This window comes from Streptomyces sp. HUAS ZL42, from assembly GCF_040782645.1.
Taxonomy (GTDB): Bacteria; Actinomycetota; Actinomycetes; order Streptomycetales; family Streptomycetaceae; genus Streptomyces.
Genome location: NZ_CP160403.1, coordinates 2,087,135 through 2,103,766 on the forward strand (window position 1 = coordinate 2,087,135; position 16,632 = coordinate 2,103,766).

Annotated in this window: 22 protein-coding genes; 6 read left to right on the plus strand and 16 right to left on the minus strand. The window is 69.0% G+C overall.

Going from position 1 to position 16,632, the window contains the following annotated elements:
- Positions 1 to 6 precede the first annotated feature (6 nt).
- From ABZO29_RS09665 to ABZO29_RS09680, 4 genes are read right to left on the minus strand one after another with little or no spacing between them, the layout of a single operon-like run.
- Positions 7 to 600: an ATP/GTP-binding protein gene (locus tag ABZO29_RS09665; RefSeq protein ID WP_367319726.1), complete on the minus strand. Its 594-nt coding sequence runs from the start codon at positions 598 to 600 to the stop codon at positions 7 to 9.
- Entirely contained in the window at positions 575 to 952 is a 378-nt protein-coding gene (locus tag ABZO29_RS09670; protein ID WP_367319727.1) for a DUF742 domain-containing protein, read from the minus strand. The genes ABZO29_RS09665 and ABZO29_RS09670 overlap by 26 nt, the downstream gene beginning before the upstream one ends.
- Positions 949 to 1,350: a roadblock/LC7 domain-containing protein gene (locus ABZO29_RS09675; protein WP_367319728.1), complete on the minus strand. Its 402-nt coding sequence runs from the start codon at positions 1,348 to 1,350 to the stop codon at positions 949 to 951. Before ABZO29_RS09675 ends, ABZO29_RS09670 begins: the two co-directional genes overlap by 4 nt.
- Positions 1,347 to 2,519, minus strand: a complete 1,173-nt coding sequence (locus ABZO29_RS09680; RefSeq protein WP_367319729.1) for an ATP-binding protein — start codon at positions 2,517 to 2,519, stop codon at positions 1,347 to 1,349. The genes ABZO29_RS09675 and ABZO29_RS09680 overlap by 4 nt, the downstream gene beginning before the upstream one ends.
- A 238-nt stretch (positions 2,520 to 2,757) precedes the next feature.
- Between ABZO29_RS09680 and ABZO29_RS09685 the strand changes: the two genes are divergently transcribed.
- A complete protein-coding gene (locus ABZO29_RS09685) occupies positions 2,758 to 2,919 on the plus strand; it encodes a hypothetical protein (RefSeq protein WP_367319730.1) in 162 nt (53 codons plus the stop codon).
- 458 nt (positions 2,920 to 3,377) lie between these two features.
- Here ABZO29_RS09685 and ABZO29_RS09690 read toward each other — a convergent pair whose 3' ends face one another.
- The 3 genes from ABZO29_RS09690 to ABZO29_RS09700 all read right to left on the minus strand — a co-directional run bounded on the left by ABZO29_RS09690 (position 3,378) and on the right by ABZO29_RS09700 (position 5,168).
- Entirely contained in the window at positions 3,378 to 4,046 is a 669-nt protein-coding gene (locus ABZO29_RS09690) for a class F sortase (RefSeq protein ID WP_367319731.1), read from the minus strand.
- A gap of 118 nt (positions 4,047 to 4,164) precedes the next feature.
- Positions 4,165 to 4,671 carry a hypothetical protein gene (locus ABZO29_RS09695; RefSeq protein WP_367319732.1) on the minus strand — a complete coding sequence of 169 codons (507 nt, stop codon included), beginning with the start codon at positions 4,669 to 4,671 and terminating at the stop codon, positions 4,165 to 4,167.
- Between the two features lie 17 nt (positions 4,672 to 4,688).
- A complete protein-coding gene (locus tag ABZO29_RS09700; RefSeq protein ID WP_367319733.1) occupies positions 4,689 to 5,168 on the minus strand; it encodes a hypothetical protein in 480 nt (159 codons plus the stop codon).
- Between ABZO29_RS09700 and ABZO29_RS09705 the strand changes: the two genes are divergently transcribed.
- Together ABZO29_RS09705 and ABZO29_RS09710 are read left to right on the plus strand one after the other, a co-directional pair.
- Complete coding sequence (locus ABZO29_RS09705) at positions 5,167 to 5,394, plus strand: hypothetical protein (protein ID WP_367326094.1); 228 nt, start codon at positions 5,167 to 5,169, stop codon at positions 5,392 to 5,394. The two genes, ABZO29_RS09700 and ABZO29_RS09705, sit on opposite strands and share 2 nt — an antisense overlap.
- Before the next feature lie 168 nt (positions 5,395 to 5,562).
- Positions 5,563 to 5,841 (plus strand): hypothetical protein, encoded by a 279-nt coding sequence (locus tag ABZO29_RS09710; RefSeq protein WP_367319734.1) that lies wholly within the window; start codon positions 5,563 to 5,565, stop codon positions 5,839 to 5,841.
- A 34-nt stretch (positions 5,842 to 5,875) separates the two neighbouring features.
- On the opposite strand, the gene ABZO29_RS09715 is transcribed toward ABZO29_RS09710, so the two are convergent.
- The 7 genes from ABZO29_RS09715 to ABZO29_RS09745 all read right to left on the minus strand — a co-directional run bounded on the left by ABZO29_RS09715 (position 5,876) and on the right by ABZO29_RS09745 (position 13,207).
- Complete coding sequence (locus ABZO29_RS09715) at positions 5,876 to 6,487, minus strand: ATP/GTP-binding protein (protein ID WP_367326095.1); 612 nt, start codon at positions 6,485 to 6,487, stop codon at positions 5,876 to 5,878.
- Positions 6,447 to 6,812 (minus strand): DUF742 domain-containing protein, encoded by a 366-nt coding sequence (locus tag ABZO29_RS09720; RefSeq protein WP_367319735.1) that lies wholly within the window; start codon positions 6,810 to 6,812, stop codon positions 6,447 to 6,449. The genes ABZO29_RS09715 and ABZO29_RS09720 overlap by 41 nt, the downstream gene beginning before the upstream one ends.
- Positions 6,809 to 7,255, minus strand: a complete 447-nt coding sequence (locus ABZO29_RS09725; RefSeq protein ID WP_367319736.1) for a roadblock/LC7 domain-containing protein — start codon at positions 7,253 to 7,255, stop codon at positions 6,809 to 6,811. Before ABZO29_RS09725 ends, ABZO29_RS09720 begins: the two co-directional genes overlap by 4 nt.
- Positions 7,252 to 8,886: an ATP-binding protein gene (locus tag ABZO29_RS09730; RefSeq protein WP_367319737.1), complete on the minus strand. Its 1,635-nt coding sequence runs from the start codon at positions 8,884 to 8,886 to the stop codon at positions 7,252 to 7,254. The genes ABZO29_RS09725 and ABZO29_RS09730 overlap by 4 nt, the downstream gene beginning before the upstream one ends.
- Positions 8,887 to 9,143: 257 nt before the next feature.
- Entirely contained in the window at positions 9,144 to 10,592 is a 1,449-nt protein-coding gene (locus ABZO29_RS09735; protein WP_367319738.1) for a glutamine synthetase family protein, read from the minus strand.
- Positions 10,592 to 12,106 (minus strand): amino acid permease, encoded by a 1,515-nt coding sequence (locus ABZO29_RS09740; RefSeq protein ID WP_367319739.1) that lies wholly within the window; start codon positions 12,104 to 12,106, stop codon positions 10,592 to 10,594. Before ABZO29_RS09740 ends, ABZO29_RS09735 begins: the two co-directional genes overlap by 1 nt.
- Positions 12,107 to 12,181: 75 nt before the next feature.
- The gene (locus ABZO29_RS09745) at positions 12,182 to 13,207 is read right to left on the minus strand and encodes a hypothetical protein (protein WP_367319740.1); all 1,026 of its coding nucleotides are present in this window, start codon (positions 13,205 to 13,207) and stop codon (positions 12,182 to 12,184) included.
- Positions 13,208 to 14,067: 860 nt separating this feature from the next.
- On the opposite strand from ABZO29_RS09745, the gene ABZO29_RS09750 reads away from it, so the two are divergent.
- On the plus strand, positions 14,068 to 14,379 hold the full coding sequence (locus tag ABZO29_RS09750) for an NIPSNAP family protein (RefSeq protein WP_367319741.1): 312 nt from the start codon (positions 14,068 to 14,070) through the stop codon (positions 14,377 to 14,379).
- On the opposite strand, the gene ABZO29_RS09755 is transcribed toward ABZO29_RS09750, so the two are convergent.
- On the minus strand, positions 14,376 to 14,630 hold the full coding sequence (locus tag ABZO29_RS09755; RefSeq protein ID WP_367319742.1) for a hypothetical protein: 255 nt from the start codon (positions 14,628 to 14,630) through the stop codon (positions 14,376 to 14,378). The genes ABZO29_RS09750 and ABZO29_RS09755 overlap by 4 nt on opposite strands.
- Between ABZO29_RS09755 and ABZO29_RS09760 the strand changes: the two genes are divergently transcribed.
- Both ABZO29_RS09760 and ABZO29_RS09765 read left to right on the plus strand, forming a co-directional pair.
- Positions 14,598 to 15,431 (plus strand): transposase, encoded by an 834-nt coding sequence (locus ABZO29_RS09760; protein ID WP_367319743.1) that lies wholly within the window; start codon positions 14,598 to 14,600, stop codon positions 15,429 to 15,431. The genes ABZO29_RS09755 and ABZO29_RS09760 overlap by 33 nt on opposite strands.
- Before the next feature lie 23 nt (positions 15,432 to 15,454).
- Entirely contained in the window at positions 15,455 to 15,766 is a 312-nt protein-coding gene (locus ABZO29_RS09765) for a zinc ribbon domain-containing protein (protein WP_367326096.1), read from the plus strand.
- An 83-nt stretch (positions 15,767 to 15,849) separates the two neighbouring features.
- Here ABZO29_RS09765 and ABZO29_RS09770 read toward each other — a convergent pair whose 3' ends face one another.
- On the minus strand, positions 15,850 to 16,632 hold the full coding sequence (locus ABZO29_RS09770; protein ID WP_367319744.1) for an enoyl-CoA hydratase/isomerase family protein: 783 nt from the start codon (positions 16,630 to 16,632) through the stop codon (positions 15,850 to 15,852).

The following is a 16,632-nucleotide window of genomic DNA, read 5'->3' on the forward strand; positions in this document are numbered from 1 at the left end:
CTGCTCCTAGTGAGCGCGGTCCAGCAAAAAGCGGACGAGTGTGATCAGTGCTTCGGCGGACGATCTCTCGTCGCGCGCGTCGCAGGTGACGACGGGGGTGTCGTCGAGCAGGTCCAGTGCCTCGCGCAGCGCCCGCTCCTCGCGATCCGCCGTGCCGTCGAAGCGGTTGACCGCGATCGCGTAGTCGAGCCCGTACTGCTCGATCAGGTCGATCACGCCGAAGGAGTCCGCCAGCCGCTCGGGGTCGACCAGCACCAGCGCTCCGAGCGCGCCGCGCGCCATGTCCTCCCACATCTGCACGAAGCGCTGCTGACCGGGCGTTCCGAACAGGTACAGCACGACGTGTTCGCTGATGGTCAGACGGCCGAAGTCCATGGCCACCGTGGTGGTGGTCTTGCCCCGGACTCCCTTGAGGTCGTCGAAGGACTCGCCGGCCCGTGTCATGGTCTCCTCGGTGGACAGCGGAGGGATCTCCGATATCGCACCGATGAACGTGGTCTTGCCCACCGCGAAGTGACCGACGACGAGGATCTTGACGGCGGTCTGCGTCGCCCCGCCGCGGACGTACGCCTCCTCATCCAAACTTGGCGCGGAGTCCATTCAGCACCTCCTCGAGGATCTGTTTGTCCGCGAGCGGGGCACGCTGCACGGGCGGGCGCGTGATGAGGTAGCCGCCCTCGGTCAGGGCGGAGAGGAGGATCTTCACCACGCCCAGCGGCAGCCGCGTGTGCCCCGCGATCTCGGCGACCGAGAGGTAGCCGGCGGTGCACAGGTCCAGCAGCGCCTGCTCCTCGGGGGAGAGCCGGGTCGGCCGCTGCTGATGGTCACTCACCGCGGTGACGAGCGTGATCAGTGACAGCTGCGCCTCGTCGGGCAGGCCGCGGCCCTTGGTGATGACGTACGGACGTACTAATTCCGCGGCCTCGGGCTCCAGTTCGTCGAAACCGGTCATGAGCGGGCGCCGAGGTTCTCGCGCGGCGGCGTCGTCAGGGCCTTGCCCAGCTGGCCCACGAGCTGCTGCATCCGGAAGGTGATGTCCGCCATGTCGACGTCGGGCGAGGCCGAGACGCCGAGGTACGCGCCCTCGCCGGCGGATATCAGGAAGACCCACCCGCCGTCGAACTCGACGAGCGTCTGCCGCCACCTCAGATGGGCTCCCTCGACGAAGAAGCCGAGCGAGCGGCTGAGCGACTGCACACCGCTCATGGCGGCGGCGACCCTGTCGGCGTTGTCCTTGTCGAAGTCCTTCGTCCGGGCCATCAGCAGACCGTCGGCCGAGATCAGGACCGCGTGCAGCGCACCGGGAATCTCCAAGGCGCTGTCAAGCATCCATGACAGATCGTCGTTCACGAGACCTCATGCCCTTCGCTGCTGGCTTCACGTGTGCCGCTCGTCTGATCCGCCACGTCCGGGCGCGTGGCCCGGCCGGACTGCGTGCCTCGCTGGAAGGCCCCCATGATCGCTGCGGTTTCCGCACCCGAGCGGATCGGTGTGGGTACCGTCGGCGCGCTGCCGGGCACGACGGCCATCGGCCGCTTGCGACGGCGCTTCGGCAGACCGTCGACCGTCGTCGACCCCCCGGTCACCGTGGGTTCGGGCCCGCTGGGGTCCGCCACGGCGGCAGCGGGAACGGCCGGCGCCTGGACCCTCTTCTCCGGCATGCCGGTGAGCAGCTCGTGCGGCAGGAGGAGCACCGCGCGGACGCCACCGTACGGCGAGCTGGAGTCCACGGACACCTCGAAGCCGAAGCGCTCGCAGAGCACACCGATCACCGCGAAACCGAACTGCGGGGGATTGCCGAGCGCCGAGACACCCGAGACCCGCTCGGACGCCAGGAGTCTCTCGGCCCTGGCCCGCTCCTCGTCGTTCATACCGACACCCGCGTCGTCGACGACGATGCAAATACCCTTGGGCACGGTACGAATGTTGATTTCCACCACGGTGTCCGGGCTGGAATAACTGGTCGCATTGTCGAGGAGCTCGGCGAGAGCGAGTGCCACCGGTTCCACGGCCCGGCTGGTGATGCCGAAGTCGACCTGCGAAAGAATTTCCACCCGACGGTAGTGACGGACCCTGCCCTGGGCGCTGCGGACCACGTCGTAAACGGAGGCGACGTCACGCTGACGCCCCAGCCAGCCGTCGCACAGCACCGCGATGGACTGGGCGCGCCGGCCGAACTGGGAGTTCGTGTGGTCGATCTCCAGGAGGTCCTGGAGAATCACCGACTCCCCGTATTTGTTCTGCAGCTGGGAAACGATCAGCTGCTGTTCGGCGGCGAGACCTTGAAGTGTCCGCATCGCGGACTTGAGGACGGTCTTCGTCGCTTCCTCGGCGCGCTCCTGCGCTGCCTCGACGGATTGTGAGTAATGGTTCTCCAGCTCGGAGTAATGCGTCCTGAGCCCTGCGATCTCCTGCCTTAAAGCCCGTACCGCCCGGCGTTGGCGGACGATGAGGGCGACTGCGGCGAGGATGACGACGAGGAGAGCCCAGAGTACCGGGTTCTGTATGTATTGCGTCATAAGACTCTCTTCAGGCGACTGACGGCCAGCTGCTGAATTCCCGTCAATGCGGGTGGAGTGGTCGTCTTGTGCCCATCCGCCCGCTCTGTAAAGCGCGGCGATCGTATCATCGTAAGGAGCGGTGACTGACCGTCAACATGTAGATGCTGAGGGACATTGACGATCCGTCAGCCTTCACCCTCTCTCGACATCCGATAAATGAGGTTCCGCGGCATTTCCCCCCGTCAGGACTCCCCCGGTGTTCGTCCCCTCGGACACCGTCGACGCCGCCACCCTCGACGACCTGCTCCACGACGAACGCCGAGCGGCCCTGCTCAAGTGGAGCTCGCCGCCGTGGCTGCTGTGGGCGGTCTCCAAGTCCTGGTGCCGGCCGTCCTGGGCCGGGTGCCCCGGTCACTGAGGGAGTTCCTGCGGGACTCCCACGGCCAGGGACTGCTCCAGCGCTACGGCGGCACCTCCCGTCCGCTCCAGGAGCACCTGGCGGGATGCGAACGGCACGACGCGGCCGGCGGCGGCGCTCCCGCACCCGCCGTCCCGGCCCCCCGGCACCAGCCCCCGTGGCGCGGCCTGTTCGCGGTCGTCGCGATGCGGCGCCTGGCCGCGACGGGCACCCGGGACACCTTCTCGGGCTGGATCAGCGTGCTGTTCTGGCCCGGCTTCGCGCTGCTCGTCAACATCGTCGCGTTCCTGCTCCCGAAGACCACACGGGAGCTGTGCATCGACACAGACGGGGTGCAGTCCCGCACGGGCCGCAACCAGCGCGTCCACGGCCCGCACGTCCGGCTCGGACCCGGCGCACCGGAGCCGAATCGGGAGGCCGGTGGCCGGGGTGACACGAACCTGCCGGTGCTCCTGCCCTCACACGAGGTGCCCGAAGACCACCAGGTTCTCGGTGTAGTCCTTGGCCTTGTGGTCGTAGCTGCCCGCGCAGGTGATGAGGCGCACCTGGGCCTGCCGGGTGTCGGCGTACACACGCTGGTCGGGGAAGTGGTCCTTGTCGAAGGTCTCGGCGCTGTCGACGACGAAGTGCGCGGTGTGGCCGTCGGTTCTCGTGATGTGGAACCGGTCCCCCTTCTTCAGCTCGCGGAGGTTGGCGAAGACGGCCGCGGACGTGGCGGTGTCCACGTGCCCGGCGATGATCGCCGTACCGGCCTCACCGGGCGAGGCTCCGCCGGCGTACCAGCCGACGAGGTTGGTGTCGGCGGGCGGCGGAGGTTCGAGCCGGCCCGAACCGTTGACGACGAGATCCGTGAAGGGAGCGTCGACCCAGATCTTCGGGATGACCAGACGGGTCGGCTTGGACCGCGGCAGATGCTTTCCCGCTCCCTTCGGGGCGGACAGGGAGGACGTGGGGCCCGGCGCGGCACCGTCCACGCGGGACCCGTCGGACGAGTCGTCGTGACCGCCGGCCAGAAACAGGGCGAGGGCCAGCAGGGCCACGCCCCAGAACATCGTCACGTCCATACGGGACGACCGCCCTGACGGCGTGTCATGGGTACCGGGGGAGGAGGGAGGGTTGGCTGCCATCGGAGACCACCTCGCTCGGACACGGCAGCGGAGCGAAGACAACACGGGAGAGGTCAGCCGGGCCGCCGCCGGACGGGCGTGGGTGCGGCGGCCCCGGCTGCTATGACGTCAGGCATGGTCAGGCCGGACTTGCGGCGGCCTTCTTGCGCCGCACCACGTACAGGCCGGTGCCGGCCACGGCCAGGACGGCCAGCCCGCCGGCCGTGACCCCCGACGAGGCGAGCGCACCGCCACCCGTGTGCATCCCGCCGCGCGGCTTGTGGTGGTCCTTGTCCCGGTAGGTCTCCGGGTCGTACTTCGGGTCCTTCGCCACGCCCCAGTCGTCCTGGTTGACTGCGGCAAGCGCCCCGCCACCGGTGTGCACGCCACCGTGCGGCCGGCCGTGCCCGTCCTTCTTGTCGTGTTCCTTGCCCCAGTCGTCCTGAGTGACCGCGGCCAGCGCGCCGCCCCCGGTGTGCACACCACCGTGCGGCCAGTCGTGCCCGTCCTTCTTGTCGTGTTCCTTGCTGTGGGAAGAGCCGTCGCCGCTCCAGTCGGTCACCGCGTCGGCGTAGGCGGCGGGCGCGGCGACCGCGAGGGCGGCAGAAGCGGTTGCTGCGGCGAGCAGCATCCGAGCAGAACGCATCTGAGAGTCCTTCCGCCTCAGCAGGGCAGCCGACACTGCGTCGGCTCATGTGACCCGGCCTTGGCGTGATCCACCGTCAGGCACTCGGCGCGATGGCACCATTCGGGGCGTTCACTCGGGTTACGACCACACTCTGACGGCTGCAGGCGCGGCCCGGATCCGACCCCCGGACGGCGGATGAGCGAGCGGCGCCACAGGAGGAGGGCCGCGCCGGTGGCGAGGGCCGCGGCGCCCAGGACGAGGAAGTAGCCGGGGCCGGGCACTCGGTCGCCGAAGATCTTCAGGGCGTTGCCCCCGAAGCCGCCGCCGAGCGCGCCGGCCGGCCAGAACAGGGCGACCATCCGGCTGACGAAGGTGGCCGGCGCGATCGCGGTGGAAGCGCTCATCCCGACAGGGGCGAAGGAGACCTCGCCGACGGCCGGCAGCAGGTAGGCGATCAGCAGCCACAGTGGCGAGACGCGGTCGCCGCCGTCGGCGAGCGTGGCGGCCGTGGCCATGACCAGGTACGCGGCGGCGGCACAGTCCGGTGCACGCCTGGTCGGCGTGATCGACCGCAGTGGTGGACTCATCAACCCTTCCGGATACAGCGCCGACGAGGTCCGCGAACTGTTCCTCGCCAAGCAGGGCAACACGTTGCAGGTCGACGACCTCGTGCCCTTCGACCAGGTCAACGACGCCATCTGGGACACCGGCGCGGAGGTCTTTCTCCCCTGCGCGGCGTGACGTCCGGTCACACGCGAACACGTCGACCGTCTGACAGCGAACGGCCTCGAAGTCATCGCCAGCGGCGCCAACCGGCCGTTTGCCGACCCCGAGATCTTCTACGGCCCCGTCTACGAACACGCGGACCACAGCGTCGCCGTCGTTCCGGACTTCATCGCCAACTGCGGCATGGCTCGTACCTTCGCCTTCCTGACGCAGGGCAACCTGAAGATCTCCGATGAGTCGATCTTCGAGGACGTCTCGTCCACCATCGAATCCGCACTGAAGCACTGCCACGCACGCTCACAAGCCCCCACGCGAGTGGCGAGCACCGCTTTCGCCATCGCCCTCGACCAGTTCCTGTGCACTCCGGTCCGGCCACCCGCCTCGGCCCCCGGCACACGGCTCGCGGACGGCCTCGATGATGGCTGGTTCGACCCGCCCCGCTTCTCCACGACCAGGCGATGACGGTGACCACAAGGTCTGAGGAACGCCCCGGATCTCACGAGTCCGAGCTGCGCGGCATGGCCGTCGCGGCCCGGGAAATGAGCTGGTCGAGGAGCGCCAGCAGGACGGCGCGGACCGAGTCCTTGCGCCGGGCGTCGACCATCAGCACGGAGGTCTGCGGGTCCTGCAGGTCCAGGGCCGTGCGGATCTGGTCGGGGGTGTGGTGCTGGGAGCCGTGGAAACAGTTCACGGCGATGACGAACGGGGTGCCGCGGCTCTCGAAGAAGTCGACGGCGGCGAAACTGACATCGAGGCGGCGGGTGTCGACCAGGACGACGGCACCGATGGCGCCTCTGAGGAGGTCGTCCCACATGAACCAGAAGCGTTCTTGGCCCGGGGTGCCGAACAGCAGGAGCGTGGCGGCCTCAAGGGTGATCCGACCGAAGTCCAGGGCCACCGTGGTGGTGGTCTTGCCGTCTGCCGGGCCGAGGTGGTCGATGCCGGCACTGGCGACCGTGAGCCGCTCCTCCGTGCTCAGCGGGGTGATCTCACTGACGGCTCCGACCAACGTCGTCTTCCCGACCCCGAATCCACCGGCGATGAGAATCTTCGCTTGAGGAGGCGTGCTAGAGGTTTTCAAGGCCCTTCCTGATTCTGCGGAGAAGATCGAAGTCCGCCGCCTGGCGTTCTGTCAGCGGCGGTTGGTGGTGGACCAGGCCGCGCGCGACGAGCTCGGTCAACATCTCGAGGACCGCGGTCAGCGGCATGTGCAGCACCGCGGCGACCTCGGCGACCGCGCGTGAGGCGGTGCACACGCGCATCGCCGTCTGCCATTCCTCCGGCAGGCCAACCGTATGTTCGAGGGCCACAGCCGCTGTGACGGCGGAGTGCATGGACAGGGACTCCCCGGACTGGCCGGGGCGCGCGGCTGTCCGGCCTGCGGGGGCCAGAGCGAACAGGCGGGTCCGGCGAGCGTTGTCGCCGGGCTTCACCGCGCGGGCAGTTCCGCGCGCGCCAGGGTGCCCATCTGCGCGGCGTACGCCTTCGCCTTGCGGATGATCTCCCCCAGTGCCAGGCCGATCTGGGCGGACGCACCGACGACCACGAGCAAGGTGCTGCCGTCTCCGCAGGCGGTGACAATCACGTTGCGCGCTTTCATGGTCACCACTGTGTGGAGGACATCGCCGCCGTCGACGGCCTGCGAGATGGAGGCCGACAGGCTGGCCATGCCGGAACAGGCGGCGGCGATCAGTTGTGCGTCGTCCGTGGGGAGCCCGTACGCCGCCTTGGCTATGCCTTCGTTGGACAGCAGGACCATCCCGATGATGCCGTCGACGCGCCGCAGACTGTTGCGGAGCATGTCGAAAGTGCCGGGGTCCTCGTAGTGTCCCGTCGACTCGATGGTGTTCTGCAAGCTCTCGAACGTGCTGGTCATGGGTACGTCTCCGCATCGGGATCGGCGTAACTGGGGAAACCGGCGAACTGGGCCGCGATCTGCTCGGGGGTGCGCTCATGGGTGTCGTCGGTGGACACGGGGCCCGGCACGTTGTCGGCGCTGTCACGCAGCTGTGCGGCGACATGAGCACCGGGCCTGCGCCGCGGCAGTCCGTCCGCGGTGAACGGCGGAGGGGCCTCGGGTTCTGCACGAGTGTCCGAGGTTCCCGCAGGCAGGGCCGGCGTTGCCGAAGGGGCGGGACCGGTGTCCGTGCCGGCCGCGACGGATTCCGGGCTGTTGCCGGTCTTGTCGCTGAGCCGCCCGGTCATGCGAGCACCAGGCGTGCGCCTTGGCAGACCATCGACGGTGACCGAAGGAGCGGCCGTGTCGGCCGAGTGGGCACTCCCGGTGACCGGAGGAACGGTCCCGGTCCCCGAAGGAACGTCCATGGGGCGTGCCGGCACCGCGGGAGGAGCCTTCGGGCGGGCCTGCATGCCTGACAGCGCCTCGCGGGGGGAAGGCGATGCGGGGGCGGTCGCGCGTGGTTGTACCGAAGTCCGCGGGGCCTCGGCGAGGAGTGCGCGGGGCACCATGACCACGGCGGACAGACCGCCATAGGCCGACGGCCGCAGGGTGACGGCGATGTTGCACTGTGCCGCGAGGCGGCCCACGACGAAGAGGCCCAGCTGGTCGGTGTCCGCGATCTCCGCGAACAACGGCGTGACTCTCAGGCGACCGTTCATCTCGGTCAGCAGCCCGGTGGACAGACCGTTGCCCCGGTCCTCGACCTCGAAGGCGATACCGCTTGCCGTGGGAACGGAGCGCACGACGACTTCGAGGTGGGGTGCGGAGTAGGCGAGGGCGTTGTCGATGAGTTCCGCGAGCAGATGGGTCAGGGCCCCGGCCGCTTCGGGAACGATCCAGCCCTCCGCCCCGAACTCGGTCTGCACGCGCTGCAGGCTCGGCGATTCACCAACTGCGTCGATCACGATGTTGCCGGCCGTTACCGGCGAGGTATGAGGATGGGGCACGGTACCGCCGACGAGCAGCAGCAGGTTCTCCAGTCGGCGACGGAGCTGTACGACTTCGTGGTCCAGTGCGTAGAGCGCGTCCCTGAACTCGGTGTCCTGGTCGGAGCGGCTCTGCATGTCGTCCAGCTCCCGCAGCAGGGCGGCAACCGCGACCAACGCGTGTTCGGCGGCTCCGACGCAGAAGCGGTTGAAGCCCTCGCGTTCCCGGTGGACGGCGTAGGCCGAATCCAGGGTCTGCAGGGCGAGCCGGGCCACGGCATCGCTGATCACACCGAACTCGTCGTGGCGCCCGGTGGGTTTGGGCAGGTCGTGGGCGTTCACGTCCTCTCCGTGTCTGAGGCGCGCGACCAGATCGGGAAGGTGTTGCTGAGCGACCGTCAGGGCCATGGTCCGGGCATGATCGGCCCGCCGGATCACAGTGCGGCAGATGACGAGGGTCAGCCCGGTCACCGCGAGGCCGACGAAGGCACCGGCTCCGGCGAGTGCATACGTCTCGCGTCGCAGCTGCCGTCCGGCTTCCTCACCGCTGACGGAGCTGGCGACCAGGACATCCGACTTCTGGAGCATCCAGGTCGTGCGAGCGACGACCAGGCCGGTCATGGCGACCGGGACAGTGATCGCGAGAAGACGAAGGAGGCTGCGCACGGAGAGCTGACCGGGCCAGGCATCGTGTCGGCGGGGCGGCAGGGATGGTGCCGAAGTGGGCGGAGAAAGCATCGATCCTCACGGAGGTGGCAAGGAGGTGAAGCAGGGGTGGAAGGGACCGCCGGGCCGCGCGTCGGCTTCGGGAGGCGTGAGCGAAGCCGAGGCGCGGCCCGGCGGCCGATCTGGGCGAGCGGTCGGGGTGCTGTGAACCCCTAGGCCCGGGCGAACCCCCGCTGCCGGTCGACATCGGTCACGTGCGTGTGTACGACGTCCAGCTCGATCTCGGCGGCCCGGGAGTAGTGCTCGACCACGGTGGGGCCGAGCATGCGGCACGCCGACTCGCTTTTCCGGAACGCCTCCAGTGCCTCGAGCAGGGTGGCCGGGACCGGCCGGTTCCCGGTTGCCTGGTACGCGTTGCCGGCCTGCGGCGGCGGCAAGGGCAGCTCATGATCGATCCCGTGCTGTGCGGCGGCCAGAACCGCCGTGAGGGCCAGATAGGGGTTGACGTCCGCCCCTGGCAGCCGGACCTCCAAGTGGAGACCTTCGTCGTGGCCGACCACACGCACGGCGCACGTGCGGTTGTCCCGGCCCCAGGTGAAGGCGGTCGGGGCGAATGAACCGGCACGGTATCGCTTGTAGGAGTTGGGGTGGTGAGCGTAGAGGGGCGCGAGGTCGGGCAGAGCGTCGAGCAGGCCGGCGACGACCTTGCGCGCCGTCTCCGGCAGGCGCCCGTCCCTCTCGGCGAAGACCGGCTCATCTTCCCGCCACAGGGACAGATGCACATGGCATCCGCTGGCTACGCCCGTATCGGGGGCCGCCATGAACGTCGGCGCCATTCCGGCGCGCTCAGCGGTGTGCCGTACGGCGTGCTTGAAGACCAGGTGGCCATCACATGCCCGTAGCGGATCCCCGTACGGAAAGGTCACCTCCACCTGGCCGGGGCTGCCTTCGCCCTTCACCGCTTCGACGGGGAGACCGGCACCCGCGAGGGCGGCCTGCAGCCTGCGCAGAAAGGTGTCCGTTCGCCGGGGGATGTCAAGGGAGTAGTCCAGATTGGTCATGACGACGGGCCGCAGATCCCGGTGGCCGGACTGTTCAAGATCGTGATGGGTCCCCTGGTAGAGGACGAACTCGCTCTCCAGGCCCACCTTGGCGCTCAGACCATGCCCGCGGAGCCCTTCCAGCTGGCGGCGTAGCATACGGCGGGGAGCCACCTCCACGGGCCGGTCGGCGGTGTCCAGCGCATCGGCGAACACGAGAGCAGCGCCGGGAATCCAGGGAAGCATCCGAACGGTGCCCGGATCGGGGAGCAGGCGTACGTCCCCGTACCCGCTCCCCCATGAGGTCAGCGCGTAGCCGTCGAGGGGACGCATGTCGACGTCCGTGGCGAAGACATAGGCGCACATCTCCGCACCGCCGGAGAGAACCCGGTCCACGAAATGGCGTGCGCCGTGACGCTTGCCCTTCAGCCGGCCCTGCATGTCGGGTGCGGCGAGCAGCACGGTGTCGATGTGTCCGGCGGTCACGCGGTCGACAAGCTGGTCGAGGGTGAGCAGCCCGGGGGGCCGCTGCGTCCTGGAGCGGCGCGCGGACGGCGCAGTGGCCTGGCCGGCCTGGCCGGCGAGTGGCCCGGGGGTGACAGCCTGTTGCTCGGGCGCCATCAGACGACGTCCCTCTGGATCGCGGCCATTTCGGGGGTGCCGCTGTACAGGGGGGTGGAATAGGACCGGTGAGCCACCCACCACCAGACACTGGCCAGCAGCAGCACCACGGCCAGTGCCACCGACGCGTAGTTGAAGGAGTCGACTGTGACGGGATTGCTCTGCGGCAGGCAGAACAGAACGGTCACGACCGCCACCCACACCACTGCCACCCAGCCGATCGGCTTGCTCCAGGCTCCGAGGTTCCACGGCCCCACGGGGAACCGGTGGCCGGCGCGCAGCCGCAGATAGATGGGGATGGCGTAGGCCGGAGTGATGCCGATGACGTTGATCGCCGTCACCGCCGCGTAGGCCGTCGCGGAGTACAGGGACGGAAGGGCCAGGACCAGGGCCACTCCGACCGAGAGCCACACAGCCCGGGTGGGTGTCCCGGTCCGGGTGGAGACGCGCCGCCACTGCCCGGATCCGGGCAGCGCACCGTCCCGGGAAAAAGCGAACACCATCCGGCTCGCCGCCGCGACCTCGGCGTTTCCGCAGAACAACTGGGCCACGATGACGATCAGCAGCAGTGCCTTGGCCCCGGCCAGTCCGACGGCGTCAAGGAAGATCTGCGCCGGCGGCACCCCGGTCGCCGTGCTCTGAGTGGCGGCGTAGTCCTGAATCGCCCAGGTCAGCCCGGTCAGCAGGATGAAGCCGGCGATCCACGAGACCCAGATCGAGCGCACGATGCCACGAGCGGCGGACACCTGGGCCCGGGTCGTCTCCTCGGACAGGTGCGCGGACGCGTCGTAGCCGGAGAACGTGTACTGCGCCAGCAACAGCCCTATCGCCGCGACATAGAACGGGCTCTCCCAACCGGTGCCGTTGGCGTAGTGCCCGAACACGAAGTCCGCGGACCGGTGGTGCGACGGCACGATCGCGAGGACACCGACGATGACGGCCACGCCCCCCAGATGCCACCACACGCTGACCGAATTGAGGATGCTCACCAGGCGTACGCCGAACAGGTTCAGCGCGGCGTGAAGGACGAGGATGCAGGCGTAAATGACCAGGATCGATCCCGGTGTGGGCTCGAAACCCCACTGAAGGTTCAGCAGAGCGCCGGTGAACAGCGCGGCACCGTAGTCGATCCCGGCGATCGCCCCGAGCAGGCCCAGCAGGTTCAGCCAGCCGGTGTACCAGCCCCATCGGGGACCGCCCAGCTGATGAGCCATGTAGTACAGCGCCCCCGACGTGGGATAGGCGCTGGTGACCTCTGCCAGTGCCATGCCGACGCACAGGACGAACAGACCCACTGCGACCCAGCCCCAGAGCATCACGGCCGGACCGCCCGTGTTCAGCCCGAAGCCGTAGAGAGTCATGCAGCCGGACAGCACCGAGATGACCGAGAAGCTGATGGCGAAATTCCCGAAGGGGCCCATACGCCGGGCTAGTTGTGGTCTGTAACCGAGCTGGGAAAGCAGCTCGTCGTCCTTTACGGACGGCGAACCTGCGGATCGTGCCGAGTGCGACACCGAACTACCTCCATCAAGAAAATCGGTAAGGACGCGCGGAAACAGGCGCGGAGGGGAGCGGCCGCCGGAGACGCGCTACCTGTACCGGGAACCACGTGCCAGTTCGGCTTGGGCCGCGGCAAGGCACTGCGCACGTGCCCACACGAACTCGCCCTCGGCCAGGTCTGCGCGGCCGGAGAGATCGGCGGTGTACTCCCACGGCTGGTGCGTGGCGTACTGACCGATCGCACGGAAGACCTCGGCGGCTTCTGAGAACCGGTGGCCGGCCCACAGGGCATGGGCGAGGTGGTTGAGATCCAGCGGTGGGCGAAGAACCTCTCCCGGATGCCTGAACCACCGGTGCAGGGCACGGTCCACGTCGCGGACGATGTGTATGCGCTGCCATTGCTGGCGCGCAAGTGGATCCGCCGCCCGAAGCCGCTCGCGTTGCAGCCGGTAGTGGGCCGCGTACGCGTACAGCGGCAGTACGAGGACCGCCGATCCGTCCGGCGCCGGCGCAACCGCCCACTGCACGAAGTGCAGCGCGTCCGCGAGCGAGCCCCCGGCGCGGGCGTAGAAGAACCGCAGCATCCGGTGGTACGCCTCGCGGTTGAACGGATCCCGTACGTGAGCCTCCCGCAGGAGCTGCCACGGACCGTGGGGCAGGGTCGGCTCCGGCGGCGCCACCTGCTGTTCCTGCCGCAGTTGCTGCTCGTCGAGTTGCGCCAGCGCCAGCAGACACACCCAGGGGACGGGGTCGTCGGGGCCGCTGTGAGCCGCGAGCCGTACCGCCTCACGGGCCGACTCGGCCAGCTCCTTCTCCCTGGGATGCCCCCGGCGCCGGGCCTGCAGCGCCCGCTCCACCGCGACCCGGGCCCGCATCATCATCGCGTCCGCGTTGCCGGGGTCCTCGGCCCGCCATGCCTGCACCACGTCCGAAGCCGCGGCGGCCGCGGCCAGCACCTGACTGCGCGACGTCCTGAGCGCCCAGTTCCCTTCGGCACGGGCCAGCACGGTCCGCATCGCCATCCAGCGCCCGGTCCGGAGGTCCTCCAGTGCCACGCGCAGTTCCTGGTCGTGACCGGCCGGGTGGTACACAGGCCGGAAGCCGTCACGTCCCACTGGTTCCCCTCTGCGCGTCGGCTCGCGTATCCCCGCACTGTGAGGAACAGGGCCGGCGTGAAGCCCCGCTCGGACTGTTCGTTTCCTCTTTTTGTTTCATCTGAGCCTCGTGGGTGGGCAGTTGTCGGCGTTGTGGGGGCAGGGCGTTCACCCAGTGGCATGTGTTGAGCGGTCTTGTGAGGGCGGCGGGAAGGACGGATGTGGCTCCGGATGGTGTTCAAGGCCGTCGAAGACGAAGAACCCGGTCCGGTCCCGTGTCGAAAGACGCGGTCGCCACCGCGATCGGCGGTCGGGCACCACACCCCACACCGGGATGGGACTCGCCTCGCCCGGTGATGTCGTGATCAGAATGCACCAGCTGACGGGCCGTCGGAATCGGTGGAAGCACGCATCCGTAGAACTACCTATAGAGCGCATCGCTCGCCGCGATCGCCGCCCAGCCCCGGGACTGCCATGTGACGACTGCCCCAGAAGTGCTGTACGAATCTTGGTCAACGCAGTTCGGCATCCGCCCTCGGTACGAAGCCGCGGGGAACGATGCGGACGGCAGCACCGGGCGGCAGGTGAGCGCGTACTTTGGCCGAATTCCACGACAGGCCCGGCAGACTCGCGGAGCGTGTGCCGTTCGTCAGCGGAGAAGCGGAACTCAGCCGGCTCGGCGCGGTCCTGGAACGCGTGGGAAAGGACGGGCCGGCAGTGAGGAGGTGGCCACGCCGGCAGGTCCGGGGCCCGTCGCTGCAACCCGCGCCCGGCCTTTCCGCCGACCTCTACAGCCTGTGCGCCACCGTCTTCCACCTCGTGACGGGCACCGACCCACTGCGATCCTCGGAAGCACACCGTCATCCGGCATGATTGCAGGCATGATCACTGTTCATCTGAAGTACGAGATCGACCCCGACAAGCTCGAGGACTTCGAGGAATACGGTCGCCGCTGGGTCCGGCTCGTCGACCGTTTCGGCGGGACGCACCACGGCTACTTCCTGCCGAGTGAGGGCGACAGCGACATCGCCTACGCCCTGTTCTCCTTTCCCAGCCTGGCCGCGTACGAGCAGTACCGCACGGACAGCATGTCCGACCCGGAGTGCCGGGAAGCGTTCGAACTCGCCCGTGAGACCCGCTGCATCAGACGGTACGAGCGCCGCTTCCTGCGACCGCTCGACGGCGTGTCCTAGGCCGGCCGAGGGCGCGGGGTGCGGTCCTGCCGCGTGGCTGTGCGCAGCGCTGCGATGACGGCCGTGGTCGTCGGGTTCGCGGTCTCGGTGTGACGCGTCGCGGCGAACAGCAGGCGCAGGATCGGGAGATCCTCGATGGGCGCCGTGCGGATTCCGGGCGTGGCCGGGTCGATGGCGGTCCGGGGGACGAGCGCGGTGGCGAGGCCGGCCCGACGCCCGTGCAGGCGGCGGCACTTGAGGCGACCCTGCATGCCTGCAACGAGGCCGCCACTGCCGCCCACGTCGCCTTCGAGGAGAAGGCGGCCAAACCCCCGGCCCTGCGCAAGCACACCTATCAGCAGATCAAGACCCGGTGGAATCTGGGTGCGCAGGCCGCCCAGCACGCGATCAAGAAGACCTGCGACGCCTACACCACGCTGCGCGCCAACCTCCGTAACGGAAACTACGGCAAGCCCGGCTCCAAGCGTTACGAGAGGGCGGCCGGCAAGCCGGTCACCTTCCGCGCGGACGCCGCGCAGCCTTATGACGACCGGATGCTGTCCTGGCAGCACAAGCAGCGCACGGTGTCGATCTGGACCACGGCCGGGCGGATGAAGAACGTCGCGTTCACCGGCGAGCCGGGGCAGCTGGCGGTGGTGGCTGCGCACCGCAAAGGTGAGTCCGATCTGCTGTGCCGGGGCGGGCAGTGGTATCTGCTGGTGACCTGCGACATCGCCGAGGCCGAGGGGAACGCACACCCGGTGGGGTTCGTCGGGGTGGACTTGGGCATCGTCAACATCGCCACCACCTCCACCGGCAAGCGGCACAGCGGACGCCGCCTGAACCGGCGCCGTGAAGCAGACCGGGAGCTGCGCACCAAGCTGCAGCAGCAGAACACCAAGTCCGCCAAGCGGCGGGCGAGGAAGCACGCGGGCAAGGAGAAACGCCGGGCCCGCGACATCAACCACAAGATCAGCAAGCGCATCGTGGTGGAGGCGAATGGGGGTACCTCCCGCGCGAGCGAAGCCGAGCGTGGGGGAGCACCGGTCGCGGAATCGCCCTGGAAGACCTGACGGGCATCCGCGAACGGGCACGGCTGAGAAAGCCCCAGCGCGTCACGCTGCACTCCTGGTCGTTTCACCAGCTCGACGCGTTCATCGCCTACAAGGCGAAACGCGCCGGGGTCCCGGTGGTGTACGTAGATCCGGCGTACACCAGCCGGGAATGCTCCCGCTGTCACCACATCGAGAAGGCCAACCGGCCCTCCCAGGCCGTGTTCGTCTGCCGGTCGTGCGGCTTCGCTGAGCACGCCGACCGTAACGCGTCCCACAACATCAGCCACCGCGGCTGGTGCGCGTGGGTCCGCGGGGCCGAGTCACAGGCCCCTGCCCTCACCCTCATCGCCTGACCGGCGACACCATCGAGTGTGAGAGCTGGACGCAGCCGGGACCACCGAAGCCATCGGTGAACCCGAGCAGCAAGCCCGTCGTTCTAGCGACGGGTAGTTGACAGAAACGTCGCCCTGCCAGGGCCTTCCTCGACGAAGCTGCGCATCCCCCGCTCGCGGTCCTCCGTCGCGAACAGGCCCGCGAACCAGTTGCGTTCGATGGTGAGACCGGTGTCGATGTCGGCCTCCAGGCCCTGGTCGATCGACTCCTTGGCGGCTCGCAAGGCGAGTGCCGGGCCCCTCGCCAGCCGGGCGGCCCAGGCGTGCGCCTGCTCGTACACCTCGGCGGCCGGGACCACGAGGTCGACCAGGCCGATCCGAAGGGCCTCGTCGGCCTTGACCATCCGGCCGGTGAAGACGAGGTCCTTGGCCTTGGAGGGGCCCACGAGCCGGGACAGGCGCTGGGTGCCGCCCGCGCCGGGGATCAGGCCGAGCAGGATCTCGGGCTGGCCGAGCCTGGAGTTGTCGGCGGCGATCCGGTAGTCGGCGCACAGGGCCAGTTCGCAGCCGCCGCCGAGCGCGTAACCGGTGATCGCGGCGACGACCGGCTTGGGGATGCGGGCGACGGCGGTGAACGCTTCCTGAAGCGGGCGCGAGCGCCTGACCATTCCCGCGTGGTCGAGGAGTTGCATCTCCTTGATGTCCGCGCCGGCCGCGAACACTTTCTCGCCGCCGTACAGGATCACCGCTCGGACGTCGTCGCGCTCGGTCACCTCCGCGGCGAGCTCGCCGAGCCGGTCCTGGGTGGCGATGTCGAGGGCGTTCATCGGCGGGCGGTCGAGGCGGATCGTGCCGACGCCCTCGGCGACTTCCAGGTGCACGGACAT